Annotated in this window: 21 protein-coding genes; 13 read left to right on the top strand and 8 right to left on the bottom strand. The window is 45.0% G+C overall.

Translation table 11 applies throughout. The annotated features are described in order from the left end of the window. Positions 1-81 precede the first annotated feature (81 nt). The 4 genes from NAF29_RS06965 to NAF29_RS06950 are packed head-to-tail and all read right to left on the bottom strand — an operon-like array spanning position 82 to position 4,252. Complete coding sequence (locus NAF29_RS06965; protein ID WP_251260760.1) at positions 82-948, bottom strand: DUF4198 domain-containing protein; 867 nt, start codon at positions 946-948, stop codon at positions 82-84. 10 nt (positions 949-958) lie between these two features. Continuing rightward, entirely contained in the window at positions 959-1,447 is a 489-nt protein-coding gene (locus NAF29_RS06960; protein WP_251260759.1) for a DUF2271 domain-containing protein, read from the bottom strand. A gap of 16 nt (positions 1,448-1,463) precedes the next feature. Further along, positions 1,464-2,138: a PepSY-associated TM helix domain-containing protein gene (locus tag NAF29_RS06955; protein WP_251260758.1), complete on the bottom strand. Its 675-nt coding sequence runs from the start codon at positions 2,136-2,138 to the stop codon at positions 1,464-1,466. Continuing rightward, entirely contained in the window at positions 2,138-4,252 is a 2,115-nt protein-coding gene (locus NAF29_RS06950) for a TonB-dependent receptor domain-containing protein (RefSeq protein ID WP_251260757.1), read from the bottom strand. Before NAF29_RS06950 ends, NAF29_RS06955 begins: the two co-directional genes overlap by 1 nt. A gap of 123 nt (positions 4,253-4,375) precedes the next feature. Here NAF29_RS06950 and NAF29_RS06945 point away from each other — a divergent pair, with 123 nt between their 5' ends. From NAF29_RS06945 to NAF29_RS06915, 7 genes are all read left to right on the top strand, one after another. Further along, positions 4,376-5,413, top strand: a complete 1,038-nt coding sequence (locus NAF29_RS06945) for a helix-turn-helix domain-containing protein (RefSeq protein ID WP_251260756.1) — start codon at positions 4,376-4,378, stop codon at positions 5,411-5,413. A 229-nt stretch (positions 5,414-5,642) separates the two neighbouring features. Further along, entirely contained in the window at positions 5,643-6,419 is a 777-nt protein-coding gene (gene hisF, locus NAF29_RS06940; protein ID WP_251260754.1) for an imidazole glycerol phosphate synthase subunit HisF, read from the top strand. An 11-nt stretch (positions 6,420-6,430) separates the two neighbouring features. Continuing rightward, positions 6,431-7,054 carry a bifunctional phosphoribosyl-AMP cyclohydrolase/phosphoribosyl-ATP diphosphatase HisIE gene (gene hisIE, locus NAF29_RS06935; RefSeq protein WP_251260753.1) on the top strand — a complete coding sequence of 208 codons (624 nt, stop codon included), beginning with the start codon at positions 6,431-6,433 and terminating at the stop codon, positions 7,052-7,054. Positions 7,055-7,206: 152 nt separating this feature from the next. Then, positions 7,207-9,141 (top strand): hypothetical protein, encoded by a 1,935-nt coding sequence (locus NAF29_RS06930; RefSeq protein ID WP_251260751.1) that lies wholly within the window; start codon positions 7,207-7,209, stop codon positions 9,139-9,141. A gap of 175 nt (positions 9,142-9,316) precedes the next feature. Next, a complete protein-coding gene (locus NAF29_RS06925) occupies positions 9,317-9,679 on the top strand; it encodes an MmcQ/YjbR family DNA-binding protein (RefSeq protein WP_251260750.1) in 363 nt (120 codons plus the stop codon). A 191-nt stretch (positions 9,680-9,870) separates the two neighbouring features. After that, positions 9,871-10,305 carry a hypothetical protein gene (locus NAF29_RS06920; protein ID WP_251260748.1) on the top strand — a complete coding sequence of 145 codons (435 nt, stop codon included), beginning with the start codon at positions 9,871-9,873 and terminating at the stop codon, positions 10,303-10,305. A gap of 40 nt (positions 10,306-10,345) precedes the next feature. Next, complete coding sequence (locus tag NAF29_RS06915) at positions 10,346-11,968, top strand: hypothetical protein (RefSeq protein WP_251260747.1); 1,623 nt, start codon at positions 10,346-10,348, stop codon at positions 11,966-11,968. 58 nt (positions 11,969-12,026) lie between these two features. Here the strand turns inward: NAF29_RS06915 and NAF29_RS06910 are convergent, their stop codons facing one another. Beyond that, entirely contained in the window at positions 12,027-12,527 is a 501-nt protein-coding gene (locus tag NAF29_RS06910) for a glycine cleavage system transcriptional repressor (protein WP_251260745.1), read from the bottom strand. 194 nt (positions 12,528-12,721) lie between these two features. Here NAF29_RS06910 and NAF29_RS06905 point away from each other — a divergent pair, with 194 nt between their 5' ends. The 4 genes from NAF29_RS06905 (at position 12,722) to NAF29_RS06890 (ending at position 15,422) form a co-directional block, all read left to right on the top strand. Next, positions 12,722-13,036, top strand: a complete 315-nt coding sequence (locus NAF29_RS06905; protein ID WP_251260744.1) for a GIY-YIG nuclease family protein — start codon at positions 12,722-12,724, stop codon at positions 13,034-13,036. A gap of 359 nt (positions 13,037-13,395) precedes the next feature. Continuing rightward, a complete protein-coding gene (locus NAF29_RS06900; protein ID WP_251260743.1) occupies positions 13,396-13,734 on the top strand; it encodes a DUF3718 domain-containing protein in 339 nt (112 codons plus the stop codon). 121 nt (positions 13,735-13,855) lie between these two features. Beyond that, complete coding sequence (locus NAF29_RS06895) at positions 13,856-14,329, top strand: NYN domain-containing protein (protein WP_251260742.1); 474 nt, start codon at positions 13,856-13,858, stop codon at positions 14,327-14,329. 208 nt (positions 14,330-14,537) lie between these two features. Continuing rightward, positions 14,538-15,422, top strand: a complete 885-nt coding sequence (locus NAF29_RS06890; protein ID WP_251260741.1) for a diguanylate cyclase — start codon at positions 14,538-14,540, stop codon at positions 15,420-15,422. A 101-nt stretch (positions 15,423-15,523) separates the two neighbouring features. Here NAF29_RS06890 and NAF29_RS06885 read toward each other — a convergent pair whose 3' ends face one another. Then, the gene (locus tag NAF29_RS06885) at positions 15,524-15,706 is read right to left on the bottom strand and encodes a hypothetical protein (protein WP_251260740.1); all 183 of its coding nucleotides are present in this window, start codon (positions 15,704-15,706) and stop codon (positions 15,524-15,526) included. Positions 15,707-15,798: 92 nt separating this feature from the next. Next, positions 15,799-16,752 (bottom strand): LysR substrate-binding domain-containing protein, encoded by a 954-nt coding sequence (locus tag NAF29_RS06880; protein WP_251260739.1) that lies wholly within the window; start codon positions 16,750-16,752, stop codon positions 15,799-15,801. A gap of 112 nt (positions 16,753-16,864) precedes the next feature. Between NAF29_RS06880 and NAF29_RS06875 the strand changes: the two genes are divergently transcribed. Both NAF29_RS06875 and NAF29_RS06870 read left to right on the top strand, forming a co-directional pair. Further along, positions 16,865-17,851, top strand: coding sequence for a TDT family transporter (locus tag NAF29_RS06875; RefSeq protein WP_251260738.1), 987 nt, complete (start codon positions 16,865-16,867; stop codon positions 17,849-17,851). 199 nt (positions 17,852-18,050) lie between these two features. After that, entirely contained in the window at positions 18,051-18,866 is an 816-nt protein-coding gene (locus NAF29_RS06870) for a hypothetical protein (RefSeq protein WP_285817662.1), read from the top strand. A gap of 70 nt (positions 18,867-18,936) precedes the next feature. Here the strand turns inward: NAF29_RS06870 and NAF29_RS06865 are convergent, their stop codons facing one another. Next, the gene (locus tag NAF29_RS06865; RefSeq protein ID WP_251260736.1) at positions 18,937-21,027 is read right to left on the bottom strand and encodes a hypothetical protein; all 2,091 of its coding nucleotides are present in this window, start codon (positions 21,025-21,027) and stop codon (positions 18,937-18,939) included. Positions 21,028-21,214: the final 187 nt, after the last annotated feature.

Below are 21,214 nucleotides of genomic sequence, written 5' to 3'. Positions count from 1 at the left end.
ATCAGATCAAAACACCAAAAAGGCCGCTCTATAGAGCGGCCTTTTTGATGGGTAACACGTCAGTCACGTGAAGCGAAAAATTTATTGAGGAAAGACTTCCAACGTCAAATATAGCGTTGCGTGCTTCACATCCACATCTGCAGGCTGCGTCACATCGATTTGAGTGGTGAGATTCAAGAAATAGAAGCCCGCTTCCGTCGCTGTAAAGCTAAATGAGCCGTCTTTACCAACCACAAGTACTTGTTCGTTACGGTCATTACGATGACGAGTGCCTCCTTTGATAAGTGTGGCTTTAGCCTCCCCAACCAATGGTTTCCCTTCAAAGAACAATTGAAACGTCGCGGTTTCCCCCACAAACAAATCATTTGGATGTTGTTCGCCACCGATCTCAATACCAATTCCCATAGGCTTAACTGCGCCAGTGGTTGGCTCGTTCAGAGTCACAAAAGTTTCAACTCTCGATTGAGATTCTCGACGCACGATGTCGGTTGCGCCTTCAGGTATCTCTGGTTTATCGCCAAACACTCTTGAAGGGGTACCATCGGCCTTCACAAACGTCGTCATACGCGTTTCCGGCTGGCTTAAACTAACCCTGTGGGTTCCCGATTTGAGCAGTTCAACATCGGCCACCGAGAGTCGAGAGAAGGCCTCCCAACGGGTAGTGTCTGTTACTCTACCATCGGGTTGAACCACCCAATAGTCCAGCATCTCAAACAAGGCTTTCAACCGAGGTACATGGTCGCCATTACTGGTATCACCTAGAGGTTTGTCTGGGTGAAAAATATCGTTCGAGATACTACCAACAACATTGACTGATTGTGGAGCATCTCCTGACAGCAATGTATGTGTGGGCACAACAAAGCGCTCATGCGCCGTTACCGTTGAAACTAGGGCTGCAGAACAAAGTAAGCCTGCCGCTGCGCGCATCATGTATTTAATAGAGTGCATTTTATGAATCCTAATGAATTGAAATAACAATGTTTCCGAGTTCAGTCTGACCGTTCAACTCGTAATGTTGAGGTTGGGTTTCACCAACGACAAACGACTGACGAAGGTATTCTCGGCTTCCTTGTTCTCGCACAGACTCTATATGCATGACATAAGAGCCCGGTTCGATCGATTGACCACTGGACAGCAAGCCATCCCACTTCAATTGATAGGTGCCCGGTTTGCGTGTAGCGCCAGTTGCTGCATCGTATGAAGGGGTTTGACTGCGCCCAATCTTGCGCCACCACTGACGAAGATCTTTAAACCAGTCTTTTTGTTCAGCCCAAAATGCCAATGTATGCACGCCTTTTCGTTGTGGAGTTTCCACCCATATAGCCACATAGGGTCGGTGATAAGGCGATGCATCAATGTTGGGTATTTCTACTGAAACTTCGATTGTTTGTGCCTGAATGCCCAACGAAAACATCATGGCAATCACAAGTAACATGTACTGTTTCACTCAAGGTCCTTAACCGCTATAAACGCGGCACTGTCAATAAATATAAAATCACCGGAGTCGCAACTCCCAAAACAAGCAACCAAACACCCTGCTGTCGATACTTTGAGTTCTGAAACAGAATCACCATGCCGGTAAGCCCAAAAAGAGCCATTAGCGCCGCGGATATGTCAATCAACCACCCCCATAAAACACCGCTATGTCGGCCTTTATGCAAATCGTTCATCAGTGACACGAACCCACCACTTTGGTGTTCAATTTCAATGGTTTGTTCAGACAATTGAACGGTCACAAACGCATAACCAGACGGCAGCGAGTAATCATAAGTGAGTTCGCCGAAATCCAAATCCACGTCAACACTTCGCGGCGCAACTAAGCCCGTGCGTTGTTCAATGTACGACTGAAATTTTTTGACGGGAATATCGTCTGTCTCAGGCACAACTTGAGCGTCAGGCCAAGGCAATTGGCTCAAGTTCACGTTGGGTGAAGGCAACCAGCTGACATGATTCAGCGTGAGCCCAGTGATCGAAAAAAACACCAACAAGCCCAGTAACAAGCACGACACATACACATGTAGCCATCGGCAAATACTGAACAAGCGCTTTGCTTTCGGTGAAGCAAAGCGCTTATTGCGGCGGCGATTTAAGGCTGCCGAACGCCCGGCAACCCTCTGCTTATCAATGCTCTTACGCATTAGAACTGATAAGAAACCGTTGCTTTGATGTTTCTACCTGGTTCAAAGTCTTGCAGGTATAACTCACCAAAACGTGGATGGAACGACACACCGGTTCGTGATGACTGCGATGCATAAAACTCGTCAAAGACGTTATCAACACCCGCAATGATGGTCAGTCCTTCCACTGTTTCTGGCTCCCAGCGAGCCGATACGTTATGGACTGTGTAGCCATCTTTACTGTTGTCTAATGTTGCTCCATCGAGATCCAGTTCTGGGTCTACATCATCAACGTAAAGCACTTCCCAGAACACTGATGCAGCAATTGAATCAAACGAATAGTTGATATTGGCACTGACAGTGTCGCCTTGTTGACGATCTAAACGCGCACCATCCAAGTCGGCATAGGCATCAAATGCATCTAATTCACTTTCAGCGCGCGAGAAGGTCACAGTCCCGTCAAATCCACCCAGTGAATAGGTTGCATACGCTTCAAAACCGTCGACCTCCATATCACCAATGTTGTCTTTCCACGAGCGCGCATCAACGCCTTCAGGCGGTGTGGCATAATCATAAATGTAATCATTAATGTCGGTTTTAAAGACCGTCGCGCCAAGTGACAGCGTGCCGGTGATCAACGCTTCGGAGCGATAAGCAAACGAAAATTCGTAGTTAACACCTGTTTCTGCATCAATGCCTGGATTTGCTGTGTCAAATAGACCCGCGCCAACAAACACTTCACCAATTTCCGGGCCTTTAAACAGCTCCGTTGCACTTAATTTAACCAGTAAGTTATCAGCGGCTTGATACTCCAAAGCCAACGCCAAAGACGTATCATTAAAGTCATTGTCAACAACCACTGAATCAATATCGTAGCGGTCGTAACGTAGCCCTGGGATCACAGCAAAATATTGGTTAAGGGTGATTCGATCTTGAACAAAGAAAGCCAAGTTGGTCGCTTCTTCATCCGATGTGTCAGTGGATGCTGGGTATTTTCCACGATAGTCAGTTTCATGCTTCACGTAGTCAAAACCATATGTCACATCGTGTTCAATATTGCCGTCAAATGCTGTCTCAGCAATGGCATTGATACCTGTATTTTTAGCTTCACCGGTAATGATGCCAGCCCAAGCGGCATAGTCAGGATTTTGGGCATAACCGGTTTCGTCACGCCAAAGCTCGCTAGTATTCGAATAAACGGCCGCTTTTAGCAATGTGGCGTCGGTGGTTAATTCGTAATTTAGAGTGATCGTATCGCGGGTCAACTCAGTCGGCCACAACAAAGGAATTTGCAACGAATCAGTAATTGCCTGATCGGTTGCTAATCCCATGTCGGGACGATAACTATAGTCACCTTCATCTTTGTATTTTTCATAGCTGAGCTGAATACGTTGATTGCTCGCTAAGTTCCAACCAAACTTGATTAAGGCATCATCCAACTCGCCTTCCAAACCACGAACCTTGCCGTCAGTGCCATCAATCACTTGGCCATCAGCGCCTTTGATTTTACCGCCGCCTACATCGTAGTTATCACGGTCAACGTGGTTGTAATATGCTAAGAAGTCGAAATTTTCACTGAATACACCATAACCCGATGCTGAATAGTTCGTACCGGAGTTATCACCAGCGGACAACTGAACCCGACCACCAAAATCCTGCCCTTCGTTGAGAAGCTCACGAGCTTGCTTAGTCTCAAATTTTACTGAGCCGCCTAAACCACCGTTAATGACTGAATTGGTTCCCACATCAATATCGACCGATTTAAGAATGTCAGCATGAATTTGCAGATTCCCCATATGGTGGTACATGTAAGTATTTTGCTTGGCACCATCAATCGAGATATCGAGATCTTTGTCGTCCATACTCCGAATGGTAATGCGTTGGTTGAGTGAGTGCGCACCGCCCACATCCACACCAGGAATAGAGCGTAAAAGATCGCTGATATGATCGGCTTGCTTATTGGCTAAATCTTCGCCACTCATATACATGGAAGACGCCTTAATGGCCGTGCTCCATACCGAAATACGTTCGACTGATTCAGATGATTGCTCATCTTGCGCATAAGACAACTGAGTAAATACAGCAGCAGAAACAGCCACAGCAATGGCGCAAGGGTGTAAGCGCAACGTTGACATGAAATACCTCTAACATCAAATATAATTAATAATGCGAATGATTATCATTATGTTACCACTGTGTTAGGATATCGTTTACTTTAAAGAGTGTGCCAAATCGTCAAATAGTTATGCGGAATAGTCATGGATATAACGCCCCAAACCAGCAAGCCTTCTCCAACAAGCCTCTCGAAACTTCAGTTAGAGCGCAAGATAACCGATTGTGGCTATCAGCCAGCCAATATGCAGTTTTGTCGCAACACTCAATCAGATGTCATAACGGGCCACATTAGCTTCGTTCAACTTGCCTCCGGCCCTATGATTCATTGTACTGATGCATTTGAAGTAGAAGACGGTGCTAGCTCCAGCCATATTGAAGATATGATTAGTTTCAACATCTTGCTCGAAGGCAAGGTCAATTATGCTCTCAATCAACACCAGTACCACTTCGATGCAACTGAATGCCCGACGATGTTTGCCAATATTATTGATGGCTCGCAGGTATTCACTCGGCACTTTAGCAAAGGCCAACACGTTCGAAAAATCAGTATTTCTATTCATAGGAAATGGCTCATGGAACGATGTATGTCGGAAATAGATCGCCAAACAACCGCGACCATTTTTGCAGAGTCCTGCACCGTTCACCATTGGCCCTGCCCTAATCAACTCATCACTCGCGCAGAAAAAATAATCGCTCTAAATAGCCAAGAGAACTTAACAAATCAGCTCATGATTGAAGCACTCACACTCGAACTGATAAGCCACTGTTACCCCCTATTGCTCTCTCTAGAACGGCATGCCCAACCAGCACGCGTGCATTTAACTCACGCGCAGCGTACTACTCACGATAAAGAGTATGAATCATCGCTGGCTCAACTGCTCCACCAACAGCTCACTTTAAAACAAATAGAGAAACAACTCGGTGCGAGTATCAGCACACTTCAACGCTACTTCAAAACACATCATCAATGCACCGTGTTTGAATACATGCGGAATCAACGCTTGGAGTTAGCTCGGCGCGCTATTTTGTTGGAGCAAAAAACCATCGGCGAAGCTGCTTATTTGGCGGGGTATAATCACGTCTCTAATTTTGTAACAGCGTTCAAAAAATATTTTTTAATGACACCGTCTGAGCTGAAACGCAATCATGCTTTTCCGAATCCTTCGAGCAACAAAGCATAAACGCAAGCCGTCGATTTCGTGGCACTGCTTTGAATTCATGAGATGTGAGATTGTTCGGGGCGTGCTGCATAAATCGGATTGCATAAACAAGCCCTAATCTGCATAATTACGCGCACTTCATAACAAAGATAGAAGTTGTTGACTATTGCGCTCTGGGTCGCTCCTATTTGAATCGTAGTAAAATCTACAACCCTTTGTTCCGTAAATAATTTATATAGGCTTTTGCACTATGTTAGCAAAGCGCATCATACCTTGCCTCGACGTCCGCGATGGCAAAGTAGTAAAAGGCGTACAATTTCGTAACCATGAAATTATTGGTGATATCGTTCCTTTGGCAAAGCGATATGCTGAAGTAGGCGCAGACGAATTAGTATTTTATGACATCACAGCCTCGTCTGACGCACGTGTAGTCGATAAAAGCTGGGTCAGCCGTGTTGCCGAAGTCATCGATATTCCATTTTGCGTTGCCGGTGGTATTAAAACCGTTGAAGATGCACGGCGAATTCTGCTCAATGGTGCTGATAAGATTTCGATTAACAGCCCCGCACTTGCAAATCCAGAGCTTATTACAGAAATGGAGCAAGCCTTTGGCAAGCAATGCGTTGTTGTTGGAATCGACAGTTTTTTCAACGCTCAAACCAACAGTTATCAAGTCAAACAATACACCGGTGATGAAAGCCGCACTGTCACGACTCAATGGAACACATTAGATTGGGTTGAAGAAGTGCAAAAACGCGGCGCTGGCGAAATTGTGCTGAATTGCATGAATAAAGATGGCGTTCGAGATGGCTACGATCTAGAACAGCTGAAGTTGGTCCGCGAGCGCTGCAACGTGCCGCTTATCGCATCAGGCGGCGCAGGCACCATGCAACACTTTAATGACGCTTTTGCTGACGCGGATGTAGACGGCGCATTAGCAGCCAGCGTATTTCACAAAGCAATTATCGATATGCAGGAATTAAAGAGCTTCTTGCGCCAACACAACATCGCGATTCGCGCAGAATAAAGGATCTGAACATGTTTAACGAATTAGATGTCGCCCAATTGGCGTGGGATAAAGTTGACGGAATGATGCCCGCAATTGTGCAGAATGCGCAAAGCGGCAAAGTGTTGATGATGGGATACATGAATCAAGACGCATTGAAGCACACGCTTGAGTCAGGCCATGTCACCTTTTTTAGCCGCTCCAAACAACGCCTTTGGACCAAAGGCGAGACATCAGGGAACACGCTCAACTTAGTAGCAATCCAAGCCGACTGTGATCAAGACACGCTATTAGTTCAAGCCAACCCTATTGGCCCAACATGCCACACAGGCACTGAAACCTGCTGGGGTAACGATGCAGCCGAAGCTCCTATCGCCTTTATCTCAGATTTAGAGCAAGTCATTGCGTCACGCAAAGGTGCATCGGCCGATAGTAGCTATACCGCCAGCTTATTCGCAAGTGGTACTAAGCGCATTGCCCAAAAAGTAGGAGAAGAAGGCGTAGAAACAGCCCTCGCAGCCACGGTGAATGATGATGAAGAAACGCTCAATGAATCGGCAGACTTAATGTATCACTTGCTTGTGTTGCTTCAGCATCAAGGCTTGAGTTTGTCTCAAGTGGTTGACGTACTGAAAGCGCGGCACGGTAAAAAATAATCTAATTTTATAATATCTAAGGCCGCTTATTAGCGGCCTTTTTTATAAGGAGCTTGAGGCATTACACGTGGGTGTGTAATGGCGGGTAATAGCTATAATTTTTAAATTAAGCCACGATCATCGATGATCATAATTTCAACAGGATGTTGTTCATGACCTTTTCAATTGAAAGCACTTTTAGTGCAACTACTTTTCCAACTCCTACACAGGGGTTTAGCATTTCTTCACTGACTCAAAGAGCCAGTAGCGAAACTCCAGGTAATGTAGGGATTTGCATGTGTGGTGGCGGCTCTAGAGCGATGTCTGCTGGCATGGGGCAACTCAGAGCGCTCCAGTATCTTAAAACTGCAAATGGTAAATCGCTACTCGAACAAACCAAAGCTATCTCTACCGTATCTGGCGGTTCTTGGCTGGGGGTCCCTTTTACTTATTTGCAAAATTGCACCACCAATAACTATTTGAACACCTACGTTTCCGACCCGAACCAATTAGTCCCCTCTCAAACTCAAGGCGCCAGCTTAGCTGAAACTCTGGACCAACTTCCTCAGGGTAATGTAGGACAAAATATTGGGAGTTCGTTTTCAGTCACAGATATCGCCCTCAAGGCCCTTGCTCTTTGGTTGTTTCACGACACTCCTGCTTCAATGCTATGGCAAACAGTGATTGGCATTCACTTTTTAAAGCCCTACGGTTTATATACTGCTGGCGACGATCAAAAGCCAACATCCTATTTCTCGTTTAATGACAGCACTGTTGCACAGCTTGAAACACTACCCCAACAAAATCATAACCTTAGCGAAATCATCGGCCATACAGTAGCAGACGAAGAGCGCCCATTTTTAATCTGCAATACCGCAATGTTCGTGCAACAAAGCGTATCGTCTAGTTCTGATTTTGAATACTTGGCACCGGTTCAATGCACCCCGTTTTTCACAGGTATTGTGGGCACACCAACCGGAGTTGATGCTAACGGCAAAAACGTCGGATCAGGAGGCGTTGATTCGTTCGCGTTTAACTCGAATCTGCCCCAAGTTAATCTGGCCGGTGATAGCCAGCTGGTACAAATCAGTAATCAACGTGCCTTTTCGTTGCTGGATATTGTTGGCACCAGTAGCGCCGCATTTGCCGAACAAGTCTTCAATTTATTTAGCGATTGGAAGGAAGATTTCAGTGCCATGTGCCATGCGATTTATCATGCTGATGAATCCATATGGAATGAACTGAAAAGCGTCACCGAGCACGACTTAGAAGATTTGTATCATCATTTACTCTGGGCTAAAAACGCCACACAAAACAGCCATGATTTTACCTCCGAACTCAAAGGCACAGTCGCAGATTTAAGAGCTATGCACGTAAGGCTGTCATCGTCACCTTTGGATGCAATTGTGCCCCAATATCAGTACTGGCCAATTGCTCCGTCTATGCTGCCTCAGCCCGCCGTAAAGCCAACTCGTTTTGCCGATGGTGGCAGTTTGGAAAATACCGGAGTCGCTGCAATGCTCACATACAGTGACATAAAGTCGGTGATCTCCTTTGTTAATTCAATCACACCACTATCATGTGACAGCAGCGTAGAGCCCCCAGAGACAGACCCAGATCAGACCCTAGCAACGACCATTGAAGTAGACAGCCAGCTGCCCCCACTATTTGGCTATCAAGCATTTGATCATGGCCAATACAAGTTGTACGCAGGTGACAGCAACCCAACAAACCCTCAGTTTAAGAACAGCCAAATTTTTGCATCCAACGAATTTGGCAAGTTACTTTATGGACTGGCAAGAGCCAGCAAAGGAGGGCAAAATGCAGCTTCATTCCAACAAACTTTATCTATCCTGCCCAATGCGTGGTTTGGCGTGAAACGCAGCGACACTGTGACGGTACTCTGGGTTTACATGAACTCAGTGCAAAGTTGGTATGACAAGCTCAGTCCAGACGTGCAAGACCTGGTTAGCAACACGCCTCACTTCCCACACTACCAAACGATTCAGCAAACTGAATTGACGGCGACCGAAGTGAACTTACTATCGAACCTCACAGCGTGGAGCCTCGTCAATACACCAGGTGTACTCGATCTATATCAAGATTGAATTAAAACGACAGAAGCCCTACGGGGCTTCTTACTCTCGTCTTTCAGTCACTTATCAATAACTACGTCACGAAAAATAAACGCTCCTTCAAAGGTCTGCAGAGCGAGCTATACTGATAAGTATCACTTGAACGGATGAATCTAAATCTTCTGCTCGCCCCGATAAAGGAGTCAAAATGGAATTTAATGCACTCAACGAATACTTACTAGAAGCGCCCAAATCTTCACTAGACTTTCCGTTTGGCAAAGATGTTTATGTGTATAAAGTCAAAGGGAAAATGTTCGCTTTGCTCGGTCATCGAGGCGACATGATGACTCTCAATCTGAAGTGCAACCCAGACGAAGCCGCAGCCCTTTGTGATGTTTTTGAAGGTATACTTCCGGGCTATCATATGAATAAAAAGCACTGGATCACGATTTATTTCGATGGCTCAGTGCCAAACAATGAAGTGCTCAGACTTATTGATAATTCTTATGCATTAGTCGTCAGCAAGCTCCCCAAAAAAGATCGCATATCACTCGAATTACAGACCTCATAAGCAACCATTGATACCTCCACTGCATGACAGTCACATTGGTTTTCATAAAATGGTAGGCATTGATGCGCAGTGTCGAACTTCAATTAATTTAGCCAAATAAAGCCTCACATACATCGGCTAAAGCCATGCTTATTCTGGCTACAGGCTTCCAAAATAAGTTTTAAATCCATGACCATACGATTTAAGGCTTGATGATGATTTTCAAAAAAAGTGCTGCGGCTCTGCTCACTCTTTTCACCATACATCCCGTTTATGCACAATTAGACACCTACCAATGGGATGTATCCAGCGGAGCCTCTGAGCTGTCTCCCCATTACAAAATTTATGTCTCTGAAAATGGGGGACCTGAACAAGAGTTGCAAGTGTTGCTGTCAACGCCTCGAGATCATGAAAAAGACTGGCAAGGGAATGAACTCGAAGGTCGAAGTTTTTCTTATGTCAACGTCTCATACGAAAATGACAATGGTCCTTTGAATTTTAGAGTGGTACGGACCAACGGTGAATCAGATGCCGTTCATATTGCTCCAAAGTCATACGGAATAACGCCCGTAGCCAACGAGGAGCACAGTGAAGTAGCCTTTTCAGTAGATCAGAACCAGCAGTATTTTTCCGTTCATTTTGAATGATGCCGACAATCAAACCAGCAAACATGGTTGGATCAAACATATGCTGAGCATATGGATTGATCCAGTGGAGTCCTCTCCCGTCAATGCTGAGGACGCAAACGTGGTGACGTATTCCAATAGTACACCGATCCAAGATCTCGAAAACTCACAGACCATTTATTTTGCTCCGGGTCATTACAATTTAAGAGATTTTGACAATCATGGTGATGTGATCACGGAGCTTGGCAAGCTTAACGTCACCCCCAACCAAACCGTTTATATTGCCGGAGGGGCAGTTGTTGAAGGACATATTGCTGCAACTGAAGGCAGCATTGAAATTCGTGGACGAGGCATTCTTACCGGTCGTCAGTATGAATGGAAATCAAATGACTATGATGTTCATGAGCTGATTGAACTGGGCACTAAGTCGAAGGTCACAGGTATTAGCTACATAGAAGCTCCTTTTCATGGCATTGTCGGGGGCAATAAAAACGAGATTAAAAACATTAAATTTTTGGGCTGGCATGCCAATAATGACGGCGTAAGAGTGGGTCACTTGTCAGAAGTAAGCCATTCCTTTATGCGAGCGGTGGATGACTTTTTCTATAACTTCAATATTCATGTTCATGACATGGTGCTTTGGGCAGGCCACAACGGCGCGATCATGACCTACGGTTGGGGAGGCGAAGCTGGTAGCAATACTTACAATTCCGGTGGTTCAGTAATGGAAGACGTACAAATCATTCATCCTGAATGGGTTGGTATGGGTAACAATAACGGCTTGATTATGGCGCAAACAGGGTTGGACTATAAACCCTTTGGTTATCCATATGATGGACAAGTTGAAGACACTACAACTCGCATCGAAAACATTACTATTGAAGGCTCAATTCCAGGGATCACCAATTTAAAACCTCGCTCTAGCGGCGGCGAAAATATTGCAGTGCAAGTGCCTTTAAGTGATGTGGGTTACTTGGGAGATCTCATATTGTCGAACATCAGCGTGAACGATCAGTTTTTAAAAGGGGTTATTCGCGGAGACAAAGATGCAGCAAACGATGGTGATGCCATTTACTGGATCCAAAACGTTGAATTCAACAACGTTTCGGTCGGCAATACTTGCCTCAGCTCCGCAACAATTTCCAACTACATCGACGTTGATCCAGATACTTCAAAAGATATTCGTTTTAGCCACTGCCCTTCTTTGCCTGAAAACCCGGAAGTTCCAGAGGTTCCAGAGGTTCCAGAAATAGTGCTACCACAAGTGCCGGTTTTGAGCGCGGCCTCATTAACCTGCTCACAAGTGGAGGTCAGTTGGGTTGGGGAGCAAGGTAATGTTGATACACAAAGTCTCTCTCGAGGCCTGTCGGGTTCGAGCGCATCCGTCATTTCGAGCCCAACTACCTCCATCACACGTTTCTTAGACAACAATGTCACCGACGGATCTCGTTATGATTACTCACTAAAGGTGACGAATGAAGCCGGTAGTGTGGTTTCTAATGTGCTGTCGGTGTTGGTTCCCGAATGCGAACAGCCTCCCACTGAAGTGCAACCTCCGCAGGAAGAAAACTCCCCTAATAAGACATCATCCGGAGGCGGTAACATGGGCACATTTACGCCGCTGTTGTTGCTATCACTTTGTGGCTTAAGACTCCGGCGGCGACGCAACAAACATTCAGCATAAGTGATGGCGAAGGGATGCCTTGCGTGTCCCTTCGCTGACTATTTGGACTACCCGAGAGTTAAGCTCTACCCACTCTTAAGCCGCCTTTTAACTCAGCCAATTTTTCGATCAAGCTATCCTCAGATAGATGATCAGGCAAAGACAACTTAAGCTTTGCTGAAAACATATTCATACCCACGGCCGTAACGTGAAAGCGATGATTTTCCATATTCAATATTCTCACACCATTTTGATCCAGCAGGTTGGTAATGTCATTGACAATACCGGGGCGATCATTGGCTTCAATGGACAAATCCAAAGGCATTGGGCACACTGTTGCCTCTTGTGAAATATCATCAAAACAGCAGACGAGACCTTCTTGATGACTAAACATATCCTTGACTGCGGTTTCACGCTCAAGCGGCACTTCCACTTTAATTGTGGCCGCTAGATGCCCCTCAAGGTAACTCACACGACTTGTCAGCCATTTACCATCACAACTGTGTGTTTGATGAGCCAGATGTTGCAATAAGCCAGGGCGATCCTTACCGGCTAATGACACAATAAATAATCCACTCATATCCTTTTACTCCACTATTGTTGTCCGAATTGCGATTTATGGGCGAGTCCTTATACCTGTTAAACATATAGTATTTTCATCGCGCTAGAGCCAGCTATATCAAAAGTTAATGCGAAGCAGATTGATGTAGCGCTATAAATCGAATCACTTGGGCAAAAAATCAACGGTGGAGACACAACAATAGGCACGTTACCATGGTTTCTTTTTCAACACGCACCCTTCGATTTATGAATAAAACCCAAACGGCTTGGTACGTCTACATCATTCAGACCCACAAAGGCGCCCTGTATACCGGCATCACCAAAGATGTAGAACGACGCTTCAAAGAGCACTTAGAGGTGAGCCTCGGTATTGCAAATGCCAAAGGAGCAAAATATTTTAGAACCAACAAGCCATGTAAAATTGTCTATCAAGAAGCTCTTGTTGATCGTTCACAGGCAAGTAAAGCCGAATATAAGATTAAGCAAATGACACGGGCGAAAAAACTTCGGCTGATTGATTCAAAATGATGGCACATGCCATTTTTATGGCACATCTTAAGGCTTTCCCCCAAAAGCATATAGATTAGTTTTAATAACCCCAAAAAAAATCACACCAAAACCCCAAATTCCCACTATTAAAGGCGATAAAGAATCATAACACTGACTAAAAAACCAAAAAAATCTAACCTATAGCATTAGTTATATTATTGATAACAAGATGTAAAGGTTAATCTAGATCAATGAACCTAACCTATCCAAAAAAAGACTTCGAAAAGTGATGCAAACCCCTATTATTTCTCTTGAAAATTAGTCTACAAATACACCCATACATTTAAGCAACAACTTGCTTAAGTGCTCATTGTCCCAATTATCCGGAGGAATGGACTATGAAATTATCAATTATCACAGCAATCTTGACCGTGGGTGTTCTTAACGTAGCGAATGCGAACGCAGCGATGGACCCGTTCATTGAAAACACACTCGTCAAGATTTGCGAGCAAAGTACCAACGACCAGATGGTTTCGTTTAAAAAGCTAGTGAAGTCATATCGTTTAGACATGAAAGACGTTGCAAACAAGATTGTATGCAATGGGGAAGACATTGGCACGTTTGCAGCTGAAAACGGCGCTTCGAGCATCGCCAACTTGATTCGTGAACATCAAGCCGGCACCGTAAAAGTGTCTGAAATAGCTGGAACACCTGCGGCTTTACCACCGCAAGCATAAGTTTTTAACATCGTATAATTTCTCCCAAGAAATTTCTTTTGCCGCACCTTTTAAAGTGCGGCTTTTTTATGCCTGTCCTCATGTATAGTGTGCTGTTCTCATTATTGCTCGGAGCTGCCTTGTGAAACGTATCGCTGTCTTTGTAGACGTACAAAATATTTATTACACCACTCGACAAGCGTATGGGCGCTCTTTCAATTACCGCCGACTGTGGCAAGAGCTTGAAGTTCAAGGCGACATTGTTGTTGCTAATGCATACGCCATTTACCGAGATAATGACGGACAACGAAAATTTCAGGATGCGCTACGGCACCTCGGGTTCAATATAAAATTAAAACCCTTTATTCAACGAAGCGATGGCTCAGCCAAAGGCGATTGGGATGTAGGGATCACCATTGATATGATGGAAGCCGCGCCAAAAGTAGACACTCTGGTATTGCTCTCAGGCGATGGAGACTTCGATCTTCTGCTGCAACATGTCCGCCAAGAGCAACAGTGTGAAACTTGGGTATATGGCGTACCTCAACTCACCGCTAAATCTCTCATCGATTCAACCAGTCACTTCTACCCGATCGACCAAACGCTGTTGATCTAGGGTCTTGGCGAACACCTAAAATCACAGGCTCATGCCAGCACAAAATTGGCATGACCAAAAAAATCAAAAAGGCGATATCCATCACAAATACAGTGTTCACCGCATTAAACTAAATACATCAGCTCGTAAAAAAATAAACCAAACATTAAAACCAAAACAACCTAAAAGGTAATACCAAAAAATAAAAATCAATTATAGGCGTGTAGTTGTGTGCAAATTAACCAACCCCATTTCAATTCAGCGTTTAGTGCTCCGCGTTTTTCCAATCGTAACAGTGTTGTTTACCGCATTGGCTCACTCACAAACCATTTTCTATATTCCAACCGAGCAACCCAAAGATAAATATCCGTTTGAACTCATCCAATTTTTACTGAAAGATCAAATGCACAAATACCAATTTGAGGCGATTAATGAAAAACAGATGGCATTGAGTCGCCAGATATCAGAGATTCATTCGGGCAGCCTGTCGTTTGCTGCCATTGCAACAAACGATGAATTGGAACGTGAGTTACGCCCGATTCGTCTTCCTATTTTAAAAGGGCTATTGGGGCATCGGGTATTCATCATCAAAGAGGGAGATCAACACCGCTTTACTCAAATATCATCTCTAGAACAACTCAAGTTTTTCAAAGCAGGGCAAGGTCGGTTCTGGGGTAGCACACCTATTTTAGAACATGCAGGAATGCCTATGGTTAAGCCGCCCAAGTACAATAGCTTATTCAATATGCTCGAAGGCGGCCGGTTTGACTATTTTCCAAGAGCCGTACACGAACCTTATTCTGAAATTGAGCTGCGCCCTGATTTGAGCTTAACCGTAGAGTCTAATTTGATGTTGGTGTATCCACTGCCTATGTATCTATTCACCGCTCAAGGCAACGAAGCATTTGCACACGATTTGGAAGTAGCATTTGAAGCCGCCATAAGCGACGGTTCGTTTGATCGCTGGTTTTACAACCATCCATTGATTCAAGATGCACTGACACGAATCGATCTCCAACAGCGCACTATTATACAGATCGACAATCCGTTCTTACCCAAGTCAACACCGCTAGACCGCAAAGAGCTCTGGTTGGAGACCCACGGAAATACTTAACGGAAAGTCAGCCAATACGGCGCTCGTTGCCAACATGATACAGAAGTGTAAGTCTCATAGACTGTGTTAAACGGGCGGATAAGAACTATCCGCCCATGGGATTACTTAAAGTCACCTACGGCTTTCAAAAATGCTTGCGCGGCTTCTTCGGAACTCATGTGCTGTTTGAAATATTGATCTTGCAGTAGCTTGTCGTTCATTTGATGAACGACAGAACTGTGATCAGTCACATGGCGAGTTTTATCCTTTACTTCTTGTCTCCAGTTAAAGTAATTTTCACTCATGACGGTTCTCCATAGCGCTAAAAGCGCTCCAAAAGTTATTAAAGTCTTTAATCCAGCACGAATTTTTAGGTACTTCGGGCCAGTAAATATTTTTAAATAAAGCTCTTGTGATGCACCTTTATGAGGTATCTATTTGGAATAGCTATGAATTCACTATGACTGCGATTTTCACCAACTGCAAGTTGTAAGTTCTCACAATAAACGCGTGAAATGTGGCTCTGCGCCTCTCCCGACCGTGTAACCACATAAAAAGTACGGATTAATTTTAAATCCGTATCGACTTCACATAAACGACCAGAATGTAGTGAGTGTTGTGCCGCTCGTCTAGAAACACATAGTAATCCTTGCCCTTGAATACACAGTTCAATGAGAGTTTCGGGATGATTAACTTGATGAGCAATATCTAACTTTTCGAACGCTTCACCAAGCGCTCGTTCTAATACCATTCGAGTTCCCGAACCACTTTCACGTACTAACCAAGCCTGCTGTAGTAATTCTTTTTGAGACACTTTTTCACAATTTAATATCGGATTTTCAGGCGCAGTAACCACCACTAAGTCATCGGTGATCCATGGTTCAACATTGATTCCAGGCGCATTGATAACCCCTTCAATTAGGCCTATGTGCGCTCTGTGGTTAAGGATTCGCTCGCAGACGTCATCAGAATTCATGACCTCTAGCTGAAGACTAACCCTGGGGTGCTTCGACAAAAACTCAGCATTGAATCCGCCTATCACATGCTCTCCAATTGTTTGACTCACTCCCAACATAAGCGCGCCGGTTAATTGGCCATTGGGCCCTTGTTCAATCGACTGCGACAATTCCAACAGCTGTCGTGCTTTTGGCAACAACCATATGCCGTAATCGGTGATATTCAGGCGTTTTCGGTGTCGCTCGAACAACGCTTGCCCTAACCCGTCTTCAAACGCCTTGAGCGCCATGCTTGCCGCAGCTTGAGAGATATGTATTCGTTCAGATGCTGCAGAAATAGAGCCTGTGTCCACAATACCCACGAAAATTTGTGCCTGTCGGAGCGTTATCTTCATGAAACACCAAATATAAGTTTTACTTATTTAAGTTATAAGTAATATCAGATTTAATTATACCTAAGCTGCGCTTATAGTCACTCCGTCTTCAAAGGTTCAGGAGTTCTCATCAATGACCCGCATCAATCGCCATATTCATGCAGTTCCCACCCCGATGGGCGGATTAGCACTCGCCACAGCAAGCCTTTCTTCTGCGTGGAGTATGCTACTTCCAAGCCATTCGATGATCCTGAAATCTGTGTTGTGCGGTATTGCAGGCGCGGCATTATTGCTGCTTTGGAGTAAATTATTATTCGCTCCACATGTTCGCCAAGAAGAACTTCAGCATCATATAGTCGGCAGTGTCATGCCCACTATATGTATGGCAACCATGGTGGTTGCAGCTGCACTTCTACCATTGTCATCAGCCCTAGCCAAAGTACTTTGGCTATCGTCCATTGTCATTCATGTGGCATTGGCGTTGCGTTTTTTCTACCACCAAATCCATGGATTCAAACTTAGTCAGGTCATGCCGAGTTGGTTCATTCCACCTGTGGGTATCGTAGTCGCTACGGTGACGGCTCCAGGCATGGGCTTCGATCTGCTCGCTAAAGCACTATTTTGGCTAGGACTTGCCTCATACTGGTTTCTACTGCCGGTTGTTGCTTATCGTCTGTTGTTTGCTGCACGTCCACTACCCAACACGTTGCCGACTATCGCAGTACTAGGCGCTCCAGCAAGCCTATGCTTGGCTGGCTATTTAGCATTATTTCAGTCGCCAAATATTGCATTGGTGTGTGTTCTTGCTGGCCTTGCCGTCATGATGACAGCACTGATCTATTTGGCCATGTTTAAACTGCTTCGATTAGAGTTCTCGCCGGCATATTCGGCATTTACTTTTCCAATGGTGATCGGTGCGTCTGCATTGCTATTGCTGGAACAACGATATGGCACGGCGTTACCAGTCGCGTTAAGTGACATGGTTTATGTTCTAGCCCGAATTGAACTTGCCTTAGCTAGCTCTATGGTTGGCTATGTTGTGATTCGATACTTACGTCACTACGCTCAAATCCTCAATCAGAAAACACTGAAAGTGTCAGCTGGCGAGCAATCACTATGATCCTAAATTTAACGCCAGAATGGCAAACAGGCGCAACCAACAAACAGAACCAAAGATAACCAACTGGATTGACCAAAGTGTAAAACAACCATTACAATAAATTGAGTTTAAACTTTAAGGGTTGGTCGTCATCACCAATACCGGTGAACAAAGGATTGTGACTTTGAAAATTCAGATTAAGGCTGCACTTGAATTTGGAATGCTAGGAGTGCTCGTCACGAGTTCATTGACTGCACACGCAGAACCTTGGTTGCTCATTGACGACTTTGAGTCCCCACAACGCTTTTCGTCGTGGATCCAAGAAGACACTAAGAATGAAACCCAGCCACGGGTTGAAACGCCTCAAGTCACGCAAGTGCAATTGGAAATAATTGACGGTGTAAGCAATCATTATTTACTTAAAAAACCAGCGCCCGAGGGCGTCATAGGAAACCGAAAAGCCCTCACCTACTCGCGGCTCCCTACGTCTGTACCAGTTGGCTCGACCTACACCTTTTATACGCGTATCAATGTGCAGTCATTTCCAAACAACCACGCCTTTGGTATCAGCAATATGGATGGTTTGGGAATTAAAAAAAACGATTACAACGCCTTTGAACCGACCTTAAGAGTCACTGACAAAATAGAGTCGAATGGGTTTAAAAATGATGGTGCCCTGATGGTTAAAGTTGAGCAGGGGTACGCTAACGTCATCAACCCAAAGCTTAATCGTTCGGCAATGCCTTTAGTCGCTGGCACTTGGTATGAGACTTGGTATGTGGTCAATAATGCAACAAAAGCCCAAGGTGGCCAGCGCTACGACGTGTATTTGAAAGGAGGCGAGGAATTTCCAACACAAACAAAAGTGTTTAGCGAGGCTACATTTCGCATGCAGCGAGAACTTCCGCTCACACACTTCATGATGAATTGTAATACGGGTCCAATGTCATCTCCGTATGGCAATGGCGGTTTAAAGTATGATGACCTTTACATGACGCCAGGACTGAACTTAACGTATCCCCAATCAAACAATTAAGTAGGGCGGGCACCAGCAGCATCGCTCTAACCAAATTGCGAGAATTGAGTGAGAGCGAAGTTTGCCAGGCTTAGTCGAGTTCAACACCCATTTCTTCAAATAGCGCATAGGCAGTTAAAAAGTGGCTCGTGATCCAAAGCACCGTCCACTCTTCTGAATAGCCACCTCTAAATTCCCAAGGCCTCGCGTTTTCTCCAGCCATGTCAATTAATAGACGACTTTGTACAAAGTTTGTTTGTTGAATTTGCTCGCCCTGAGAATCAGCCGCATCAATTAACTGTCCACACGAACGAAACATCAACACAGCTAGGCGTTTCATGTCTGCATTTCCGGTCAGTTCTCCCAACTGATACAACCAGGGTGTCGTCAACACGCCATATACGTCAAGATGCTGATTTTGCGGCGACACACTTGTCCAACCTCTAGACTTGAAGCCTAAATTGGCTAAGCGCCCAGCGGGCATGGGAATGTCCCAAACCACGGTATAACTTAAAACTGCATCACCGGCATGCTGCGCCCAGTCCAAATATTTTTTCTCACCTGTAAGTTGATAGGCGGCCATAAACGCCTGCAACGCTGCCCACGCCCCTTCCTTGTCTTCACCTGTAGCATCAAGCGTACCGCCCCAATAAGGCTCTCGCATCGACAAGTGACGCTTGGCGTAGTGTTCTGCTGCTTTGATCGCTGCCTCTTTGAACAATTGCTGGCCAAATAACTCATAAGCCAATACCAAGGGCGCAACATGAAAAGCTTCGTTGGTTGATTCGGGGTACCATGCTGAATCCAACACACGATTGGCGTGAAAGATAGCAGCTTTGAGTAAGAAACCTTCCCACAAAGACGTATCAACATGCTCCATTTGGCGGCCGTGCTCGATGGCTTTAGCAAACATATACATGGCTTGACCTTGCGACACCTGATCTTGATGTGACCATTGCTTTTTGTCACTATCAAACCTGAGTTGAAAGCCCTCTTTCACAAATGGAGAAGTGGTCAAAAAATCCATCGATTTCTGTGCTTTATCAACTAAATCTGGACGATTCAAGCGTTGCGACAAAGCTAAAAATGAATAGCCTGGCGCATCCGACTGACCAGCCCACCCCATAACAATCTGACGCCTAAAATTAGCATCAAACATATTAAATCCGGCAAAATCATCCCCTTCATAATATCGGGATTCAGCAAACCTTAACTTAGATTCAATGATGTCCTCGACCGTTGGAAAATCGTCGTATGAAATGGGTTTAAAAATATCAATTGATGTATGCACAGGACGTCTAAATCCATCGCCTTCACGAGCTACATCATAAGCTTCTAGGTAGTAAATTTTTTCAATCACATCCCCCGGTTTAACAGTCATCGTCGCTCCTGCGTATGGTGCAGATTGTTTTTGAAACAACTTGGCTACAGCTCTTTTTTGGTTGTAGCCAATAGGCCCTGATAAAGACTTAAGTTCGGTATGATTCGCATAATATTCAACCCCCAGAGACCACCACTGGTCGGGCAAATTGGCACGTGGCACTGGGCTAGGTATCACATGCAGGGCAGCGCCTTTGTATTGCCCCCCGTGTTGCCACTCCAAACTCGTAAATGGCATTGAAAACCGATGCTCTTCAAAAAGGCTAAACTCACCTTCTTGCGCATTGGTATGTGACGAGCGAACTAACGAATTCTTTTTGCCAGCAGGATTTCCGTAGTACAGCAAGCCAGGCTGAAACGGCGATGTTTGGCGCTGTGGTACCTGCCAACGAATGGATAAAATGACACCCTTCAACTCTTCTTGACCCAACCACTCCATGCGCCTTACACATCGCAAACGGTTGCTTTGAGGGTTACAACTGTCGGTCATTTCCCAACGACCTTGTGCTAAATCCAAATAACCACGAATAATAGTGCCGTTGACTTCGTGACGAATTGACGAGGGTTTTGCACTGAGCCATTGCACAGCTTGAGTGTCGTCCGAATTGACCGCTAATGACCACAACCCTTCACTGGGAGCTGATAAATAGGGTTGTTCATTGACGGAAAAAACAGTGCGATTTTGGGCGTCTAGCGAGAGTTCAATGGTGTCGGCTTGTGCCACGGATATAGCAATTACGAGTCCTATTGCCGTACCTATCGATTGCTTTAAAAACCAACGAAAATTAGATTTTGTGTTCATAACACTCTATTCAGTCTGTGCGTTTTATATCACCAAAGAGATAGAAGCTTACGAAAAACAGGCTGGAATTTTACGCTAGATGCTTACACAAAAGGGCTTGATAATACGAACTGTGAGTCGGTCATGAAGCTCGCACTAAAAGCGAAACGATTGGGCGATGAGTCATGGAAAGAAACACGGAGAAACA

Source organism: Echinimonas agarilytica (assembly GCF_023703465.1).
Taxonomy (GTDB): domain Bacteria; phylum Pseudomonadota; class Gammaproteobacteria; order Enterobacterales; family Neiellaceae; genus Echinimonas; species Echinimonas agarilytica.
Note: the sequence above shows the minus strand (reverse complement) of the source record. Positions and strands in the feature narration are given on the sequence as shown.

What these genes read in the sequence shown, in the direction of transcription:
- NAF29_RS06880 (WP_251260739.1), bottom strand. Translation starts at nt 16,752, where the DNA reads ATGAAGATAACGCTCCGACAGGCACAAATTTTCGTGGGTATTGTGGAC.
- NAF29_RS06875 (WP_251260738.1), top strand. Translation starts at nt 16,865, where the DNA reads ATGACCCGCATCAATCGCCATATTCATGCAGTTCCCACCCCGATGGGC.
- NAF29_RS06905 (WP_251260744.1), top strand. Translation starts at nt 12,722, where the DNA reads ATGGTTTCTTTTTCAACACGCACCCTTCGATTTATGAATAAAACCCAA.
- hisF (WP_251260754.1), top strand. Translation starts at nt 5,643, where the DNA reads ATGTTAGCAAAGCGCATCATACCTTGCCTCGACGTCCGCGATGGCAAA.
- NAF29_RS06955 (WP_251260758.1), bottom strand. Translation starts at nt 2,138, where the DNA reads ATGCGTAAGAGCATTGATAAGCAGAGGGTTGCCGGGCGTTCGGCAGCC.
- NAF29_RS06910 (WP_251260745.1), bottom strand. Translation starts at nt 12,527, where the DNA reads ATGAGTGGATTATTTATTGTGTCATTAGCCGGTAAGGATCGCCCTGGC.
- NAF29_RS06900 (WP_251260743.1), top strand. Translation starts at nt 13,396, where the DNA reads ATGAAATTATCAATTATCACAGCAATCTTGACCGTGGGTGTTCTTAAC.
- NAF29_RS06950 (WP_251260757.1), bottom strand. Translation starts at nt 4,252, where the DNA reads ATGTCAACGTTGCGCTTACACCCTTGCGCCATTGCTGTGGCTGTTTCT.
- NAF29_RS06865 (WP_251260736.1), bottom strand. Translation starts at nt 21,027, where the DNA reads ATGAACACAAAATCTAATTTTCGTTGGTTTTTAAAGCAATCGATAGGT.
- NAF29_RS06885 (WP_251260740.1), bottom strand. Translation starts at nt 15,706, where the DNA reads ATGAGTGAAAATTACTTTAACTGGAGACAAGAAGTAAAGGATAAAACT.
- NAF29_RS06930 (WP_251260751.1), top strand. Translation starts at nt 7,207, where the DNA reads ATGACCTTTTCAATTGAAAGCACTTTTAGTGCAACTACTTTTCCAACT.
- NAF29_RS06965 (WP_251260760.1), bottom strand. Translation starts at nt 948, where the DNA reads ATGCACTCTATTAAATACATGATGCGCGCAGCGGCAGGCTTACTTTGT.
- NAF29_RS06915 (WP_251260747.1), top strand. Translation starts at nt 10,346, where the DNA reads ATGCTGAGCATATGGATTGATCCAGTGGAGTCCTCTCCCGTCAATGCT.
- NAF29_RS06945 (WP_251260756.1), top strand. Translation starts at nt 4,376, where the DNA reads ATGGATATAACGCCCCAAACCAGCAAGCCTTCTCCAACAAGCCTCTCG.
- NAF29_RS06925 (WP_251260750.1), top strand. Translation starts at nt 9,317, where the DNA reads ATGGAATTTAATGCACTCAACGAATACTTACTAGAAGCGCCCAAATCT.
- NAF29_RS06920 (WP_251260748.1), top strand. Translation starts at nt 9,871, where the DNA reads ATGATGATTTTCAAAAAAAGTGCTGCGGCTCTGCTCACTCTTTTCACC.
- NAF29_RS06870 (WP_285817662.1), top strand. Translation starts at nt 18,051, where the DNA reads ATGCTAGGAGTGCTCGTCACGAGTTCATTGACTGCACACGCAGAACCT.
- hisIE (WP_251260753.1), top strand. Translation starts at nt 6,431, where the DNA reads ATGTTTAACGAATTAGATGTCGCCCAATTGGCGTGGGATAAAGTTGAC.